Origin of the sequence: Xenorhabdus thuongxuanensis (assembly GCF_001908095.1) — a bacterium.
Taxonomy (GTDB): domain Bacteria; phylum Pseudomonadota; class Gammaproteobacteria; order Enterobacterales; family Enterobacteriaceae; genus Xenorhabdus; species Xenorhabdus thuongxuanensis.
Map to the genome: position 1 here is coordinate 30,510 of NZ_MKGR01000003.1, position 18,484 is coordinate 48,993.

General features: G+C 41.9%; 14 protein-coding genes. 6 read left to right on the forward strand and 8 right to left on the reverse strand.

The window, feature by feature from the left end; genetic code table 11:
* Positions 1 to 35: 35 nt before the first annotated feature.
* Genes Xentx_RS02900 through Xentx_RS02915 form a run of 4 tightly spaced genes read right to left on the reverse strand, consistent with a single transcriptional unit; the run spans position 36 to position 6,865 of the window.
* Positions 36 to 1,820, reverse strand: a complete 1,785-nt coding sequence (locus Xentx_RS02900; protein ID WP_074018784.1) for an ABC transporter ATP-binding protein — start codon at positions 1,818 to 1,820, stop codon at positions 36 to 38.
* Positions 1,821 to 1,822: 2 nt separating this feature from the next.
* A complete protein-coding gene (locus Xentx_RS02905) occupies positions 1,823 to 3,637 on the reverse strand; it encodes an ABC transporter ATP-binding protein (RefSeq protein ID WP_074018785.1) in 1,815 nt (604 codons plus the stop codon).
* Positions 3,627 to 4,886, reverse strand: coding sequence for an MFS transporter (locus tag Xentx_RS02910; protein ID WP_074018786.1), 1,260 nt, complete (start codon positions 4,884 to 4,886; stop codon positions 3,627 to 3,629). The genes Xentx_RS02905 and Xentx_RS02910 overlap by 11 nt, the downstream gene beginning before the upstream one ends.
* On the reverse strand, positions 4,883 to 6,865 hold the full coding sequence (locus Xentx_RS02915; protein WP_083600856.1) for a TonB-dependent receptor: 1,983 nt from the start codon (positions 6,863 to 6,865) through the stop codon (positions 4,883 to 4,885). Before Xentx_RS02915 ends, Xentx_RS02910 begins: the two co-directional genes overlap by 4 nt.
* Before the next feature lie 326 nt (positions 6,866 to 7,191).
* Between Xentx_RS02915 and Xentx_RS02920 the strand changes: the two genes are divergently transcribed.
* The gene (locus Xentx_RS02920; RefSeq protein ID WP_074018787.1) at positions 7,192 to 8,172 is read left to right on the forward strand and encodes a helix-turn-helix domain-containing protein; all 981 of its coding nucleotides are present in this window, start codon (positions 7,192 to 7,194) and stop codon (positions 8,170 to 8,172) included.
* Between the two features lie 713 nt (positions 8,173 to 8,885).
* Here the strand turns inward: Xentx_RS02920 and dsbB are convergent.
* Complete coding sequence (dsbB, locus tag Xentx_RS02925; protein ID WP_074018788.1) at positions 8,886 to 9,404, reverse strand: disulfide bond formation protein DsbB; 519 nt, start codon at positions 9,402 to 9,404, stop codon at positions 8,886 to 8,888.
* Positions 9,405 to 9,577: 173 nt separating this feature from the next.
* Positions 9,578 to 11,122: a sodium/proton antiporter NhaB gene (gene nhaB, locus Xentx_RS02930; RefSeq protein WP_074018789.1), complete on the reverse strand. Its 1,545-nt coding sequence runs from the start codon at positions 11,120 to 11,122 to the stop codon at positions 9,578 to 9,580.
* 339 nt (positions 11,123 to 11,461) lie between these two features.
* On the opposite strand from nhaB, the gene fadR reads away from it, so the two are divergent.
* From fadR to alr, 3 genes are all read left to right on the forward strand, one after another.
* Entirely contained in the window at positions 11,462 to 12,184 is a 723-nt protein-coding gene (gene fadR / locus Xentx_RS02935) for a fatty acid metabolism transcriptional regulator FadR (protein WP_074018790.1), read from the forward strand.
* A gap of 577 nt (positions 12,185 to 12,761) precedes the next feature.
* Positions 12,762 to 14,063 (forward strand): D-amino acid dehydrogenase, encoded by a 1,302-nt coding sequence (locus Xentx_RS02940; protein WP_074018791.1) that lies wholly within the window; start codon positions 12,762 to 12,764, stop codon positions 14,061 to 14,063.
* A 27-nt stretch (positions 14,064 to 14,090) separates the two neighbouring features.
* Complete coding sequence (gene alr / locus Xentx_RS02945) at positions 14,091 to 15,158, forward strand: alanine racemase (RefSeq protein ID WP_074018792.1); 1,068 nt, start codon at positions 14,091 to 14,093, stop codon at positions 15,156 to 15,158.
* Positions 15,159 to 15,218: 60 nt separating this feature from the next.
* On the opposite strand, the gene Xentx_RS02950 is transcribed toward alr, so the two are convergent.
* Together Xentx_RS02950 and gapA are read right to left on the reverse strand one after the other, a co-directional pair.
* A complete protein-coding gene (locus Xentx_RS02950) occupies positions 15,219 to 16,112 on the reverse strand; it encodes a D-hexose-6-phosphate mutarotase (RefSeq protein ID WP_074018793.1) in 894 nt (297 codons plus the stop codon).
* Positions 16,113 to 16,246: 134 nt separating this feature from the next.
* Positions 16,247 to 17,242 (reverse strand): glyceraldehyde-3-phosphate dehydrogenase, encoded by a 996-nt coding sequence (gapA, locus tag Xentx_RS02955; RefSeq protein ID WP_074018794.1) that lies wholly within the window; start codon positions 17,240 to 17,242, stop codon positions 16,247 to 16,249.
* A 343-nt stretch (positions 17,243 to 17,585) separates the two neighbouring features.
* On the opposite strand from gapA, the gene msrB reads away from it, so the two are divergent.
* Positions 17,586 to 17,999, forward strand: coding sequence for a peptide-methionine (R)-S-oxide reductase MsrB (msrB, locus tag Xentx_RS02960; RefSeq protein WP_074018795.1), 414 nt, complete (start codon positions 17,586 to 17,588; stop codon positions 17,997 to 17,999).
* Between the two features lie 198 nt (positions 18,000 to 18,197).
* Complete coding sequence (locus tag Xentx_RS02965; RefSeq protein WP_074018796.1) at positions 18,198 to 18,479, forward strand: YeaC family protein; 282 nt, start codon at positions 18,198 to 18,200, stop codon at positions 18,477 to 18,479.
* Positions 18,480 to 18,484 lie beyond the last annotated feature (5 nt).

The following is an 18,484-nucleotide window of genomic DNA, read 5'->3' on the forward strand; positions in this document are numbered from 1 at the left end:
AATGGCAGCTACCTAACAAATCAGATAATGGCGGGTTACACCTTATTTAAATGAATACTTGAGGAAATATTGGGATGTAAGTGCCAATGCTCTTCTGAGCCAAGGTGATTTTTCCAAAGGGATTGGTAAAGCGAGCAACGCGTCAGTAATTCATCATGTGTACCGCTATCACAAAGGGTTCCATGATCCATTACCAATATTTGATCAGCACGGGTTATCGTACTTAGTCGATGAGCAATAACAAAAACGGTTTTATCCTGAGTGAGAGAATCAAATGCTTCTTGTATTAATTGCTCATTTTCGGGATCCAGCGACGCCGTTGCTTCGTCCAGGAATAGAACCGGAGACTGTTTTAGGATCGCGCGAGCAATGGCAAGCCGTTGGCGCTCTCCGCCAGACAACGTACCGCCATCCACACCTAAAGGTGTATCGTACCCTTGCGGTAGTGCCATAATCGTATCGTGAATGTTGGCAAGGCGTGCTGCCTGTTCCAGCTCTGACTGCGTCGCATTCGGATCACCTAAACGGAGATTATTGGCGACAGTATCCTGAAATAGTGCGGTTTCCTGGAATACCATTGTGACGGTGTCGTACAGCGCTTGAGTCTGGTAATGATGAATAGGGTTCCCACCCAGACGGATTTCACCTTTATCCAGTTGATAGAAAGAGAGTAATAAATAAGCCAGCGTGGATTTACCGCTACCACTTGGCCCTACAATGGCGGTCATACTGCCCTGTGGCGCATAAAATGAAACGTTCTGGATAGCGGGCTGGTGAGTACCTGGGTAGCTAAATGAGATGTTGTTAACTTCAACATCATATTTGTTTGGTGCAGCTAATGGCCCGGAAGTTTGCGTTGCAATCGCTTCTATCTCTGCAATATGTGTTTCACCGACTTGTGTCAATGCGGTCACGTTGAGCAGGGGGATGATCCCGCGTAAAGGGGTAATAGTGGCGAACAACAATAGAATAGTGATCAGCATCTCAGGGAGAGTGAGAGCTTCATTAAAACGTAAAGCACCGGCCAGAATGCCAACAACCACGCTGGTATCAATAATGATGTAAAACAGACTCAGCAACGGTATGCTTTTGAATATTCCGCGGCGGAATGCAGCACGTAGTTGTTCAATTTCCTGATCAAAACGTTGTTCTACCGTTGTGGTAGCAGCCGCTGCACGAATAAAAGCCATGCCTTGGGCATATTCTACGATTGCTTCGGATACATCAGCCATCTTCGCTGCTCGACGATGCAGTATTTCATTGAGTTTTTGACGGATACCACCCAGAATCAGTAATCCAACCATCAATACTAATAGGGCACAGCCAGCAACAACCCAGTCGAACCAGAATAAAGCCAGATAGATAAGCGTCAGCATCATAATCTGGCAGGTGATTTGTGGGGTGGTATAGGCTGATTGATTTTCCTGCCATTGCACATCTTCGGATAACGTCAGAGCTATTTTTCCGGCACTTAATCCACGAATTGTCGCTATAGACATACTGACAAGCCGTTGTAGCAAAGAGCGACGGATTTCTATCCCCAGCCCATAAGCTGCAATGGTGAGTTTACGTAATGCGCGAGACATAAAAGCGAATCGCAGCAACAGTAAAATAACTAATAATGTCAGTGTAATAAGTGGCAGTATAGCGTTGCCACTTTCTTGCAGATGGTTTTCCTTCAGATGAGTGATGGCCCAGGCGGCGATAGCCAGTTGAGCAATAATCGCAATGGTATCAAGTTGCTTATATAACAACCCACCAAACCAAACCCGCTGTAGTTTTGCAGACAGATGTTGTTGGAGACGATTAAATAACCCCATGATTAATTTACTCCTGTTCCGGTATTTTCTCCCCGCCAAGCTGTCCATTGTTTGGCATACGCGCCCTGTTGTGCGACCAGTTCATCATGGGTTCCTTGCTCAATGATGCGTCCTTTATCCAGAACCAGTATTTGATCAAGGTGACGGATAGTTGGCAGGCGATGGGCGATAACAATCACGGTCTTATTACGGCCTGTCTTATTACGGCCTGTCTTGGTGCGGCATAGTGCATTGAGGGCCTGTTGCATCTCTTTTTCACATTCTGGATCGGCATAAGCAGTGGCTTCATCCAATACAAGAATGGGGGCGTTTTTCAGGATAGCGGCAGCGACGGCAATACGCTGTTTTTCTCCTACAGATAAGCTAATACCGTTGTTAATCACGGTGTTGTAGCCTTGGGGTAACTGTTGGATAAATTGGTGTGCTTGTGCTGCGATGGCCGCTGCTTCAACTTCAGCTTGTGAAGCATCAGGACGGGCCAAGCGGATATTATTGGCTATCGTATCGTTAAACAGAAATACCCGCTGGAACACAAACGAGATGTTGTTACGCAGAGTGGGTTCATCCATGTTGCGGATATCAACACCTCCAACCGTAATTTTGCCTTGTTGAGGATCCCAAAGACGAGCAATCAGGCTGGCTATCGTGGATTTACCAGAGCCGCTGGCTCCAACCAGAGCGAGTGAACTGCCGGCAGGGACGGAAAACGAGAGGTTATCTAAGGCATTGTCCTGCTTATCTTGATAGGAAAAGCTGACACTATGTAAAGTCACAGTATGATCGGCAGGAACTTGACTTTGGGTACATGGTGCTAATTCAGGTTGATTCATTAGCCAACGATAACGTGTGACTAACGCCTCTTGCTGCTGCAAACGTGTCATCACAGAGAACATGGATGAAGCAATATTGCCGAATGCCATAGCAGACAGAATAAAGAAGGTGAATTCAAATAAAGTGATCTCTTGTCGGTTAAATAGCCAGACCGCCAGAGGGAGGACAAACAGCAGATTAGCGCTGGATAGCACAAAAAATCGGCTAGATTTGACCTGCACTTTCTCAACCCAAATATCGATAATACGTGTCAGGGCGGTAAATGCTTCTTCCGCTCGCTGTAGTGCAATATTGCCGCCAGAATAGGTTTTTACTACAGGAATGGCGTTGATAACTTCACCCATTGTTGAAGCAATACGATTTTGGGCTGCGTAAAAACGCTGAGTAGTGGTTTGAACTTTCATCTGAATATAGATGAATAATAAGCAGGCACCCAAAGTTGGAGCAAAAGCCGCCAATGCTAATCGCCAGTCAATGGCTAACATCACACCCAATGCAATCAATGGGCCGAATAAGGTTGCAGACATCTCTGGAATAATGTGGGCAATACCATCCTCAAGCTGTTCGACATCATCTAACATCATCTTCTTGATTTCGGTGCTGTCAGTCTGCATAAAAAAGCCTAAGGGAACAGACTTCAACTTATTGCTGATATGACGACGAACATCAGCCTGAACATCGGCAGCGATCAAATGAGCAACAAACGTTGAACCACTGAAAGTCAGCATAGCGGCAAAGGTGAAGCCTAATAACATGATGCCGTAATTCAGCAAGGTGTCATATTGCCCATCATAGATAGATTGGGTAATAAGACCAGCAATCGCTGCCGGCAGTATTTGCAAACCGGCAGAAACAATAGCAAGTGCAATGGCAACGTAACTCAGCGTGCGGTATGGGCGCATCATATCCCACAATGTCTTAAGGACTCCGGCGTCAGCAGCACGTTGCTCTGGAGAGTTTTGAACAGAAGGATCATTACTGAGCATAGGTGTTTTCCTTTTGGAAATCGTGGCGCTTATGTAATGTCCAGAACAAGCCTGCGAGGGTGAAGAATGATGCAAGAGCGAAAAGGGATGCATAGCTTGCTTTGGTCACAATCAATCCACCCAGCATTGAACAGATGATCGCAATGCTCATATCTGCGGATTGCATTAACGCAAAATCCACACCAGACTGTATGCCAGCCGCCAAAGACATCATTTGGGTATACAAGGCAACAAATTTGGTGGCGGTGATTAATGTAATAAAGACGTATGCCGATGAAAGCAGGGATAGGGACGTTTCCGGTTGTTGGGCAAGCCAGAAAATACTCACTAATACCAGACATTCAAGCAGCATTATCCCCAATAATGTCTGGATGGCACCTAACTTACGTACCACGATGCCGCCAAGCAGGACACCGGATAATCCGGCTAATGCACCACCACTGGCAGCAATGATGCCTAATTGGGTTAAGTCTACGCCGCGATCGACTAAAAATGGGGAGAGCATACCGAGTGACAGGCGTGTCCCAATCATACATAGCAGTATTAAGATCAGTGCCTGTTTCACCGAAGTACGACGTAAGGCACTCTTTAGGGAGGGTCTTGGAGAGGGGGTGTCCGATGTTTTTGATGCATTCGATTCTCCCTGTCCCTGAGTTTTTCGGATGAATAAGATAGGCAGTGACATTAATAGGATCACTATAACTAGCATACCTGCACCAATGTGCCAGCCATAGAGTGAAATAAGATATAAAAACAGGCCGCTGCCAATAATGGCTCCCAGATAACTGCCCCCAACTTGCATGACATTGCTCCAGGGGCGATGCTGCGGTGATAACCGATCGATAGCATGGCCGTCTGTGGTGGTATCTACCACGGTCAGACAAAGCGTAATCAGAAACAGAGCCGCTATGATCAGCGGCATATGTTCGGCAGGTTTTGCTAAGGACATTAAACCAAAAAGCAGTGCAATTAACAGATTGCCGCAAAGCATGATGCGGCGGGGGTTAGTATCCCCCGAACCTGATTTGCGGTAGCGTTCTACAACGGGAGCCCAGAGAAATTTTAATGCCCAAGGTAACATCAATAGATAGAGTAAACCTATCTTATCTGGGGTAACGCCGTGATTGCGTAGAAATGCCGGCATGCTTTGTAACGTTAACATACCAATGGTACTTTGGATGGTGTAAACACCAGCCAAAGTCAAAAGTAGCAACGAGATGTGACGGCGATGTGAGGTGTTGTGCGTCATAGTGCAATGCTCACATCCAGCCCAACATTCAAGCCTTTACTTATCATGTTAAGCGTATTGTTTCCCATCTGGAAACTAGAGACACGGTACTGTTTATTACCTAAATTTTCACCATAAAGTTTGACATTAACACCATGATCCATTTCTAAACTGAGGGATGCGTCATAGAGAGTGTAACCCCCTTGTTCAAGGGTATTCGCTTCATCAAAGTAGCTTTTTGAATAGTAGCGAGTACCGGCATTTAAATAGAGGTTACCGGGTAACAATGTTTGATCAATCAGATAGTCGAAACTTGCACTAAGCATGACATCTGGTGCATAAGGCAGGCGTTTGCCTTTATAATTTACGCCACTTGTTGTATCAGTGAAATTTGACTTACCTACGCTACCACCAAGAGAAAGTCTAAGCCCTTGTATTGGTTTAATCTGGCTGCTCAGCTCGATACCTTTACTTTCTGCTTTTCCGGCGTTACGAATAAATTGCCCGCCCATAGGTCCGACATAGATCTGTTTATCTTTGGAACGAATGTAATAAACTGCGCTGTTTAATGTTATTACGTCATCAAAGAATGCGGTATGCCAACCAAACTCATAATTGTCTGAGGTTTCGGTATCGTAAGGCTTTTTATCATTGGCGGAGGAAACAATGTTATTGAATCCGCCAGGTTTGTATCCTTTGGTGGCAGAGAGATAGAAACGGGTATCAGGTGTCAGTTGCCAGCCCAGAGCTGCCTTAGGTATAAACTCATTGCTGGAAACCTGGTTATCAAAAGCGTCAATCTTCATGATGTCAGATCCTGAATAATTGATCTGAGATTTTTCATGTGATAGACGACCGCCAAGGGTAAGATCCCATTGAGACGCAATAGGTAATTTAACCTCACCGAACAGGGCTAGCGATTTTCCTTTGATTTTGTTATGTGCATCATTATAGCTAGTGTAATGTCTGTTAGTTTCATCTGAGAACCAGCCACCGAGAACACTGGTAATCCCATTTGAGTAGTTGGAATTTAAACGTAGCTCTTGGGTTGTGGCGTGGTGTTTTTCTTTCCATTTACCCCCGATAAAATCACGGAAAATATCGCGATCCTGATAGGCGGTGACACTGGTTAATACGTTGTTGCCAAAATCATATTCCGCTTTGAGTGCATAACTGTTGACGCGTCGTGTTAAATCAGGGATAGGGCCATCATATTCTTTCCGGCGGAACTGTTCGTCGGTTAAATACAGCTCTTCATGCGAATTGAGATCTTCATGAGCAAAGCTAAGTTCAGCGCTGAAAGGGGAATTTTCTGGCGCAAACGTCAGTTTTCCTTTACCGAGCCAGGTCTTGCTGGAGTCAATATTTTTTTCACCACGATTTGGTGCATCAATTTGTCCTGGCTCTTTTACCCAGCGTAGGCTCATGCTGCCATAAAGCATGTCTTCAATAAGAGGTATTGATCCGCTGAAGGAGCCCCCTTGTTTCAACTTAGAGTAATTGCCAGAAAGGTTAAGCCAAGGGCCTTCTTTTGGCGAACGAGTAATAATATTGATAACACCCGCTTGAGCGTTCCCGCCATATAAAGTGCCTTGGGGACCACGTAATAATTCTACACGTTCTACATTGATTAACTCTTGTGTCAGAAACTGGTGATCCTGAGGAACACCATCAACATAAATACGAATGGAAGGTGAATAGTAATCGGGTGAACTGATACCCCGAATTGTGGTTGCCGAGTAGGTTCGGTTACCGCGAGAGCGGATTTGTAAACCAGGGAAAGCACGCTCAAGATCCTGTACCTGAGTGATACCCGCTTGCTCAAGTTCCTCGCCAGTTTTAACCAAAATGCTGCCGTTAACTTTATTTAATGCTTCTGCCCGTTTGTTAGCCGTCACAATCAAAACATCTTCTGCGGCTTCGGGTGAATGCTCCGCCCAAGCCACAACCGGTGAGATCAGACAACATAAGACAGACGCTTTAGCATATTTTTTTTTCATAAGTACTCTTTATGCCTTTTCAAATCATGTTTTAAAAAGATCAAATGTGGTAAACCAAACAAGCGCGATAAACCTGAAAACATATTTGGTTTTGGTGAAATTAACTGGAATAGAAAAGAAGAGCTAACGGGATAGGGACAAAAGTAGCGCGATACGTACTATTGATAATGATTATCATTAATGATAAATTGCGTGATATTCACATTGGTGTATAAATATATAAGATAAAAGCATAATATCTTTAACACGCACAACATGCTGTTTTTATTGTGGAAAGCGTTTTTTTGAAATGGTTGGTGTCTGATGCTAATTTTACAGGGGATTTCATGAAGACGATCTATAGCGAGACATTGGGAATTTTCGCTGCGGGCCATTGCAATAACATGCATTCATCAGTAGAGGAAAATAATACAACTCCTGCATTGTTAACAGAAGAGCTATCTGATGGAATTCACATCAACCGTATCCATCTTGAGTTAAGTAAAGATTTTACCGAATATTGTGAAGGGCCGCCAACAGTGTCAATAGCTTTTGTTCTCAGTGGGAAGGGAAAAATGGCAATTGAGAATGGCGAGGTTTTAGATATTAATCCGGGGACGATGGTATTTTTCTATTCGCCTAGGATGACACGTGGTATGAATTTCTTTGGTTGCGGAACCTGGCGTATTCTCGATATCCGTTTTTCTCTGAACGAAATTGAAGCTCAGGAGTTGCCATCTTTTACCAAATTAACGGCTGGTTTTGAAAAAAATGCCAGTTATAGTGATGCCTTGATGATGGCTTGCCCTATCTATCCACCTTTTATGCAGATAGTGAATCAAATAGAAGAATGTCAATTAAATGGTAGTGTCAGAAAGGTTTACTTAAAGGCAAAGGCGTTAGAGATACTCGCTTGTGTGACCGCTCAAATTTATGATTGCCAATATAATGTGATTAGCGGATTGCAGCGCCGTGCTGTTTACAATGCGATAAAAATAATTAATAACGATTATCATTACCCTTGGACAATAAAATCGTTATCAAGAGCGGTGGGTTTGAATGAGCGGAAATTAAAAGAGGGATTCCGTGCGGTTGTTTTCCGTACTTTCCATCAATATCTGGAAAACGTTCGTATGACCACAGCGGAAGATTTATTGAAGAAAGGGATGAGTGTCATTGAAGTTGCTGCCGCAGTGGGTTATTCCAGCCCAAGTCATTTTTCTAAACGTTTCCGGCAACATTACTTAATCAACCCTAAAGCATGGCAGGCAAAATATGCCGTGAATCACATATTACTGAAAGAAAATATTACAGCGAAAAGTCAATAGAAATTTCGAAGGTGGCATTTAGAAAAATAAGGAGGGATAGTAAGTAGTGAGTGGCTATATATAATGGGTTATTAGTCAGTCAATAGATACCTTTCCCGAAATTCAAACCAGGTATCAGTTTATAATATGATTATTTAAAACAAATATACTAAACAGGAATATCTGGTTTATCCCCGTACTCACGGGGAACACGCCGCGTTCCATTGCTGCGGATTTAAACCCCTCGGTTTATCCCCGTACTCACGGGGAACACTAACCCTTGCTGCATAATAGCCAGGTTGTTCACGGTTTATCCCCGTACTCACGGGGAACACCATAAAATCGTCCGGCTGGGTGTGTAAATGGGCGGTTTATCCCCGTACTCACGGGGAACACTAATTTTATCTAATTGTTTTAGAAAATATTTTTCTGACGTAAAAATTCTACCATTTTTTCAGCCTGTAAATCAGTAAAATTCATCCTTTCATTTTTTTCTGATTTATCATCTGCAATACAGATCGCGTTTCATCTATATTCTTAATTTTCACTCATTAAATTATGTGATTTAAATCACAATGATTGCTATTGTTTGTGGTAACAGTTATGCATCTGAATTAGTTAGTGGGAGATTAGGCATGGTTCTGTCTGCATTTTTTACTCTTGTGAGAAAGAATTGAATATGAGAAAACTATCAAAGGAGTCTTTAACGGACCCCTTGGGGCAATTGCTTACTCTTAAAATCTACCCTGAGTCCGAAAAAACTGACTCACAAGTACCAATATACTTACCAACAGATAAGAGGCAAAAATACCAATCAGCCATTGCGGCATATCTAGAGTTAAAAATTCCCACTGTTTCATCGAACAATCTCCAATTGCCTGAAATACCGAAGGCAGCCAATCATTCAAAGGCAACCAAGATGGGAATTGGACAAAAAATTCACAAGTATTAAATGGAGAAGGGTATAATTGCATCATAGTGTGATCCCATGCCAGTTGTAGTCCTTGCCATGCGCTGTAAATCCACAGCAGGATCGCCAACCAGCGCAAAGGAGTTTTAGGTGCGATTGCACCAAGCAGCGCAGCACCTAGAATACCAAACAACGCAACACGCTCATAAATACACATTACGCAAGGCTGTAACTGCATCACATGTTGAAAATAGAGTGCTGTCGCTTCCAGGGTAAGAGCGGTCAACACCATCAATAACCATGCGCTTCGCCCTTGGGAAATCAGTTTTAAAAATTGAAACATTTTCTTTTCTTCCCATCTTTTCAATATAAATAATTGGTTTATTGTGCCGTTTTATCAGCCATAAAAAAATAAAATTAACTGAGTCATTTTGTCAGGAAAGTGATTAACAAAAAAACCGGAGAGTGTGCAAAATCACACCATCCGGTGGATACAACGATAAATTAGGTTTCCAATTATAGTGGAGTGATTAAACCGAGGTTGATGAAATATTCGGTGGCAGGTACTAACCAGAATTCAACACACAACAAACCCACTAGTGTCATCACAATGGTATAAGGCAGAGCCATCATTATCATACGACCATAAGAGAGACGGATCAACGGAGATAAGGCCGAAGTCAGCAGGAACAGAAAAGCCGCTTGTCCATTAGGGGTTGCCACAGATGGTAAGTTAGTTCCTGTGTTGATGGCAACGGCCAAATATTCGTATTGTTGTTGTGAAATCAGGCCACTTTTCAGGGCGTTCAGCGCTTCATTAATGTAAACCGTACCGACGAAAACGTTATCAGAAACAGTGGAGAGCAATCCGTTGAACAAGTAGAATAAGGAAAGCTGTGAAGCTGGTGAAGACTGCAAGACAAATTGAATAAATGGCGCAAACAGTTGTTGGTCAACAATGACGGCAACCACAGAGAAAAACACGGTTAACAGGGCAGTAAACGGTAAAGCTTCCTCAAATGCTTTACCTAACGCATGTTCTTCGGTAATACCACAGAATGAAGTCGCTAAAATAATGACTGATAGGCCAATCAAACCCACTTCAGCCAAATGGAAAGCCAGTGCTACAATCAGCCAGATGCCGATCAATACTTGAACAGCAAGCTGGGCTTTTTCTTGGCGGGTACGTTTTTCACTGGCTTTTTGATCGTAATCCTCCAGAACAGAGCGAACACGCTCAGGCAATTCAGCACCGTAACCAAACAGTTTAAAATGTTCAACCAGCAAACAGACCAGCAAGCCACAAATAAACACAGGAATGGTAACTGGCGACATACGAATAAAGAATGTGGCAAAATCCCAGCCGACATGTTTGGCAATAATCAGGTTTTGGGGTTCACCGACCATAGTCATTACGCCGCCAAGTGCAGTACCAATTCCCGAATGCATCATCAGACTGCGCAGAAATGCCCGGAACTGTTCCAACATTTGTCTTTTATCCTCACTGTCAATGCACTTATCATCATTTAGTTCAGAGTTGCCACTATGAGAAAGGAATTGATGATAGATGGCGTAGAACCCGATTGAAACACTGATGACAACTGCAATTACGGTTAGGGCATCAAGGAAAGCGGATAAGAAAGCACTCGCCAGACAGAATGCCAGTGCCAGCATTTTCTTGGAGCGAATATTTAACAGCAGCTTCGTGAAAACAAACAGCAGCAATTGTTTCATGAAGTAAATGCCTGCGACCATGAAAATCAGTAATAAAATGACTTCCAGATTGTTGGCAATCTCATGACCTATTTGTTTTGGCGAAGTCATCCCAATGATGACTGCTTCAATAGCGAGTAATCCTCCTGGTTGCAGAGGATAACATTTTAATGCCATTGCCAGTGTGAAAATAAACTCAACAACAAGCATCCAGCCAGTAACAAAAGGACTGACAAAGAAATAGACCAGTGGGTTGATAATCAGAAAAACAATGATAGTTAGTTTGTACCAATCCGGCGAATTGCCGAGAAAGTTTTTCACCACTGCACGTTGGATACTGATTTCCATTATTATTAACATTCCTCTTTTGTTCTTTTGTTCTTTTGTTCTTTTGTTCTTTTGTTCTTTTGTTCTTTTGTTCTTTTGTTCTTTTGTGGATATGTGGAAAAAATCTAAGTAGCTATAAATCAAAACCACCACTATAGAAACATATCGAATCGGTATAGTACGCACTACGCACAATGTGATAGCAATTTAAGAACATTTTAATCCTGAATGATTACATTTTTTATGAGCTCTTTCACTCTTTCACTGTTTATTTACCAGGTAACTATGTCGCTCAAGCACATTCTGGTATGATCAACCGCTATTATTAGCCAAGAAAACTGCTTTGGAATAATTAAAATTATGGTAATTAAGGCTCAAAGTCCTGCGAGTTTCGCGGAAGAGTATATCATTGAAAGTATTTGGAATAATCGCTTTCCACCCGGCTCCATACTGCCAGCAGAACGTGAATTATCTGAATTAATCGGTGTCACCCGTACGACCTTGCGTGAAGTGTTGCAGCGCCTTGCCCGTGATGGTTGGTTGACTATTCAGCATGGAAAACCAACCAAGGTTAATAATTTTTGGGAAACATCCGGCCTTAATATTCTGGAAACTTTGGCACGTCTTGATCATGATCGTGTTCCTCAGTTGATTGATAACTTATTGGCAGTGAGAACCAATATCGCTGCCATTTTTATCCGTACTGCATTTAGGAACAATCCTGAAAAATCATTGGAAATTCTGGCGGAAAAAGAAAGCGTAGAAGATACCGCTGAAGCCTTCAGTTCTGTGGACTATGATATTTTCCGTGGCCTGGCTTTTGCGTCAGGAAACCCAATTTATGGTTTGATTATTAATGGGCTGAAAGGCTTATATACCCGTGTTGGGCGTTATTATTTCTCCAGTCCTGAGGCTCGTAATTTGGCGTTGAATTTCTACCAGCAATTAAGTTCACTATGTCGGGAAAAAGCCTATGACAAGATCATGGATTGTGTGCGTAATTATGGTAAAGAGAGTGGTGTTATCTGGCATAGTATGCAGAGTATTATGATTAATGAATTGACGGAAAGATCAACGCACTAACAGAAGCACGTCTTAAGTTGGTTAAACTCTTCGTTTTTTGTTTGCCTCGCTATTGGTTACATTTATTTACCCCAGTTATGTAGTTATATTATGCTCAGGTCATATAATGGGCAATTATATGATGCAGAGTTACCTATGTTTCTGGGGGCATTTCTTTAATCATCACTTAACACATGTGTGCTATTTAGAAACACTCCCAACTGTGTAGTGCAATTTTTTAAATTATTATTCTACTTAACCAATAATGAAACCAGATAAAATTCTGTAAATTTACATTTGCGTGGTGTTTTTGATATTTTGCTTTTGTGGCTGTAGTGTTTCTTTTTTGCGATGAAAATCCTTTAATAAGTAGAAATTAGAGAAGTAAACAGTATTTTTATCTGTTTTAACTTATTGATTTAATTTTATTTGTATTAAAGCATCATATTTATTGAAGGAGTGGTTTTTTCTATTTTGTAATGGAAGTGTGACTTAAATCCTAAAAGTTAATTAATTGTTCCATAGTCTATTATTCTGTATTGGCTTTTTATATTCAGCATATTATGCTTGAAAATATCACTTGCCAGTAGGGGGTAAAATGAAGGTCCTTATTTTAGGCAGCGGTGTTATTGGCGTAACCAGCGCATGGTATCTTGCGCAAGCAGGCCATGAAGTTACCGTAATTGATCGCCAAAATAGTGCTGCGGAAGAAACAAGTGCTGCTAATGCCGGTCAAATCTCACCAGGGTATGCAACCCCTTGGGGAGCCCCAGGTATCCCACTAAAAGCAATAAAGTGGATGTTTCAACGTCACGCACCTTTGGCTATTCGCCCTGATGGTTCACTGTTTCAGTTACGCTGGATGTGGCAAATGTTGCGTAATTGTGATGCAAGCCATTATGCAATGAATAAAAGCAGAATGGTACGTTTGGCAGAATATAGTCGGGATTGTATTAAACAATTAAGGGCCGATACTGGTATCCAATATGAAGGACGTCAGGGGGGAACCCTACAATTGTTTAGAACCACCAAGCAATTTGATAATGCTGTCAATGATATAGAAGTGTTAGAACAAGAAGGAGTATCTTATCAGTTATTGACTGCCGAGCAATTGGCTGCTGTAGAGCCTGCGCTTGCTAATGCTGCTCATAAATTGACAGGCGGATTGCAATTACCGAATGATGAAACGGGTGATTGTCAGCTTTTTACTAAAGCTCTGGCTAAAATGGCAGAAGATATTGGTGTGCAATTTTTATTTAATAAGCAAGTTAAACGGATCTTGGTGGATGGAAATAGAGTCACGGGTATTCAATGTGATGATGGTATCATGACGGCGGATCACTATGTGGTAGCGATGGGATCTTATTCTACTGAAATCTTAAAAGAGCTGGTTAAAATTCCGGTTTATCCGATGAAAGGTTATTCATTGACGATGCCAATTATGGACGAATCAAAAGCGCCAGTCTCAACTGTGCTGGATGAAACCTACAAGATTGCCATTACGCGTTTTGATAATCGTATTCGCGTTGGTGGTATGGCTGAAGTGGTTGGATTTAATTTGAATGTTCCCCAGAGTCGTTGTGAAACATTAAAAATGGTTGTACAGGATCTATACCACAATGGTGGCAATATCGCGGAGGCCTCATTCTGGACAGGTTTGCGTCCTATGACCCCGGATGGTACCCCTATTGTTGGGCCAACCAAATATGCAAATCTTTATTTAAATACTGGACATGGAACATTAGGTTGGACAATGGCCTGTGGTTCAGGGAAGTTACTAGCTGATTTAATTTCTGGCAAAGAGCCTGATATCGCGGCAAATGATCTCTCTGTATTCAGATATATCGATGGTTTTAATATAAAAGTGTTTCCAATAAAGCCTCATTTACATACGGCATAAACTAATAAACTATAAGAAGGGGTCGTCATGCCACGTCCTATTTTGGCAACGATCCATCTCGATGCATTTCGCCATAATCTGTCAGTTATTCGTCAAATAGTGGGTAACAGTAAAATTTGGTCGGTAGTAAAAGCGGATGCGTATGGGCATGGATTAGACAGAATATGGCAATCACTCATGCAGACAGATGGATTTGCACTGCTTGACATGAATGAAGCTATTTATTTAAGAGAGCAGGGATGGCAAGGGCCAATCTTGCTATTGGAAGGTTTTTTCAAGTTTGCGGATTTACAGATTATCAATAAATACCATCTGACAACCGTAGTACATAGTTATTGGCAGCTTGAGGAGATAGAAAAAACCAAATTAGATACCCCCATTGATATCTATTTGAAACTTAATAGTGGTATGAATCGATTGGGATTCACCTTAAAAGAGTACCCGCAGATAGTTTCAATGGTAAGAAGGATTAAAAATATTAAGTCAGTGACTTTGATGACCCATTTTGCCAATTCGGATAATGAAATTGGTATTGATGAACAATTCGCGGTTGTTGAACGTTTACAAATGAATTCATTTCCTCATTGCCTGGCGAATTCTGGTGCTGTGTTATGGCATCCGAAAACACATAAAGATTGGGTACGGCCAGGTATTATTCTTTATGGCGCGTCTCCGAGTGGAAAGTGGCATGACATTGCCGATATTGGATTGAAAGCAGCCATGACGCTACAAAGTGAAATCATTGCAGTACATGAACTTCCTAAGGGAGAGAAAATTGGCTATGGTAGCCGCTATACAACCCAGAAACCTATGCGTGTCGGTACAGTTGCTTGTGGTTATGCGGATGGATATCCGCGGCATGCTTCAACGGGAACCCCTATTATGATCGATGGTGTTTGCACCCAGTTATTGGGCGCTATATCAATGGACATGATGACGGTTGATTTGACTCCGTGTCCTCAAGCAAACATAGGCAGTATTGCTGAGTTGTGGGGAAAAAATCTACCCGTAGATGAAGTCGCAAAATCGGCAGGAACCATTGGTTACGAGCTTTTGTGTGCTTTAGCGAAGCGTGTTCCTGTCACTGTGGTTTAATTCTTCCTATCTTTAAAAATTCAGGCATTTTTATCCTTAGTTTTGGAATAAATGCCTGTTCTATATTCCACTTGGTTGATTATTATCTGAGAACTTACGGCAGCGGATAATGACAGAAAGTCTGTCAGGGGTGCCATTTTTAGGCTGTAATGGGTTATTGATACGTGCAGTTTCGATACAAGCCATATTCTTATAACCCTCTTTACTCATATCTTTCATACTACTGGAAAGTGCAGCACCAGGGTTCCAACATACTACATCACTATGGTGATAATGGTGTATTTCAATTGTTCGTTTCCATAGTGGGTCTCTGAGCAAGCTAAAATCGTCTGGCTCTGTATAAATGCGGTCAGTTCTCCCGTGGAAGACTAAATCTTCATCAATAGACTGCTCGCTATCGGTGAGGGTATCAATAAAATGAGAACCAAGCCCACTAACCCGAATTTGATTGATGTCACTAACATTGAAGTAAGAGTGAAGGGCGCAAGTGGCTTGATATTCACCGTGGGATTCTAACTCTATTTCGCAAGTTTCCCCTAATTTAAAGCGGGCAATCAGTGTGAATTCATGTGGCCATAACTTATGGGTATATGCGTTATCCTGTAATGTGAATGTCAAAATAACGCCATTTTCATTTTCATCATGGGCTTTGAGTTCCCAAGGTAATATCCGCGCAAATCCATGGCTGGGAGTTGCAAACGAACCAAACCAAGGCCAACAGATGGGAATACCACCACGAATAGCAGTGCCTGCACTGAAAAGAGTGTTATCACTTACCCATAATACTGGTTTTTCGTTATTGGGTTGCCAGGTAATCAGGTGTGCGCCTTGAATACTGATCACTCCGCGAGCTTTGGGATGGGAAACAACAACTAACGGAAAACCATCAATGTTTCGCTGGCTGATATAAGGGGAAAGCTGTTCTACAATCGGGTAATGAAAAAATTTTATCAAGCATCTGTCATGACCTTATGTAAACTCAAATTAGTCGCTGAACCAAGGGACAAGAATATCTCAATATTTTAGTTATATAAATATAAAAGCCACCTGTAAACAGATGGCTTTTGGAAATGGATAAAAAAGCTCGATTATTTGGAGATGTGAGCAATCAGATCCAGAACCTTATTGGAATAACCAGTTTCGTTGTCATACCAAGAAACCAGTTTTACAAAGTTGTCGTTCAGCGCAATACCTGCTTTTGCATCAAATACAGAAGTCAGTTTTTCGCCGTTGAAATCAGTGGAAACCACGTCATCTTCAGTATAGCCCAGAATGCCTTTTAGTTCGCCTTCTGCTGCTTCTTTAATTGCATCACAGATTTCTGCATAAGTTGCTGGTTTAGCCAGACGTGCAGTCAGGTCCACAACAGATACGTTAGGAGTAGGAACGCGGAAAGACATGCCAGTCAGTTTACCGTTCAGTTCTGGGATAACTTTGCCTACTGCTTTTGCCGCACCAGTGGAAGATGGGATGATGTTTTGTGCTGCACCACGGCCACCACGCCAGTCTTTGGCTGAAGGGCCATCAACAGTCTTCTGGGTAGCAGTTGTTGCGTGAACGGTAGTCATCAGACCTTCAATGATACCGAATTTGTCATTGATAACTTTAGCCAGTGGAGCCAGACAGTTGGTGGTACAAGATGCATTGGAAACGATATCCTGACCTGCATAGGCATTGTGATTGACACCCATAACGAACATTGGAGTATCGTCTTTGGATGGACCAGTTAGAACAACTTTTTTCGCGCCAGCAGCAATGTGCTTACGTGCAGTTTCGTCGGTCAGGAAAATACCCGTTGCTTCTGCAACAACATCAACACCCACTTCGTTCCATTTCAGGTTAGCTGGGTCTCTTTCAGATGTCACACGGATGGTTTTGCCGTTAACAACCAACTGGCCGTCTTTAACTTCAACAGTGCCATTGAAGCGGCCGTGGGTTGAATCGTATTTCAGCATGTATGCCATGTATTCTGCATCCAACAGATCATTGATAGCAACGATTTCAATGTCTGAGCGTTCCTGAGCAGCACGGAAAACAATACGGCCGATACGACCAAAACCGTTAATACCTACTTTGATAGTCATAGTATTTCCACCAGCTATTTTTTAGTGAATTAAAAGTTGTTTCTAAAGTTACCAAAATCTTGCCAGCCGTCAAGCGGAATCGTGTCAACAATTGAAAAATATCAATTTAATAATCACTATCTAGACGATTGTTATACAGCTGGGACAAGCTCTACGCACACTATTATCAGGGTATAAGGAGATATTTAAAGTTACCATTGGTTAGTTATGTGAGACTTATCACAATTAGTAAAGTAAATTGCTATGTTTAATGGGTTAGAATGCGCTTTAACGTTTTGTTATTAATTTTTGGCTGTTTCCGATGATTTTTTACTGAAAATATTGACCTTAAAAGGTAGTCATTATGACTAAAAGTCAAAATATTTCCTTTTTTATAGAACAACTTAGTGAAACACAGCGCTATGTTACGCAAGAAGCAGGCACCGAGCTACCATTTTCAGGAAAACTACTGCATAACAAAAAAAATGGGATTTATTATTGCTTATGTTGCCGCCAACCACTATTTGTTTCTGATACGAAATTTGATTCGGGATGTGGATGGCCGAGTTTCTACCAACCGATTAATGATAGTTCCATCACATATCTTGATGATTATTCTCATAATATGCATCGAATAGAGGTACGTTGTAGCCAATGTCAGGCACATTTGGGGCATGTCTTTCCCGATGGACCTAAACCAACAGGAGAGCGTTTTTGTATTAATTCAGCGGCGTTGCGTTTTGTTGATAAAGATACAGGCGAAGAAACAGAAGGTTAATGTTATGCCTGAATACTCTGAATTTTTAAATGAAATGTTGGTTTTATAGGTTGAAAAGAAACGATTCAGCTTGTTTTTGACAGGGCATTCTAACTGTTCTTAAGGTCAATATATTAATTGATAATAACCATGCTGGATTACAGCCGTACAAGTAAAATATATAGTGAAATAGAGCATATAGTCATTAAGGAAATTTCGATGAAGTTGGATGATTTACTCTCCGCTATGACTCCTGAAATTTATCAGCGATTAGTTCAGGCTGTTGAACTGGGAAAATGGCAGGATGGTGTACCACTTACGCCAGAACAGAAAGAATACAGTTTACAGGCAGTGATGCTCTGGCAAGCAAAACATAATCATGATCCTGAACATATGACGATTGGCACTGACGGCCAAATTGCTATAAAAAGTAAACAAGAGTTAAAGGCTATATTTCAGTCCGAAATGGTCGCAAAATTAAGACCCCAGTCGGAAGATTAAAATAG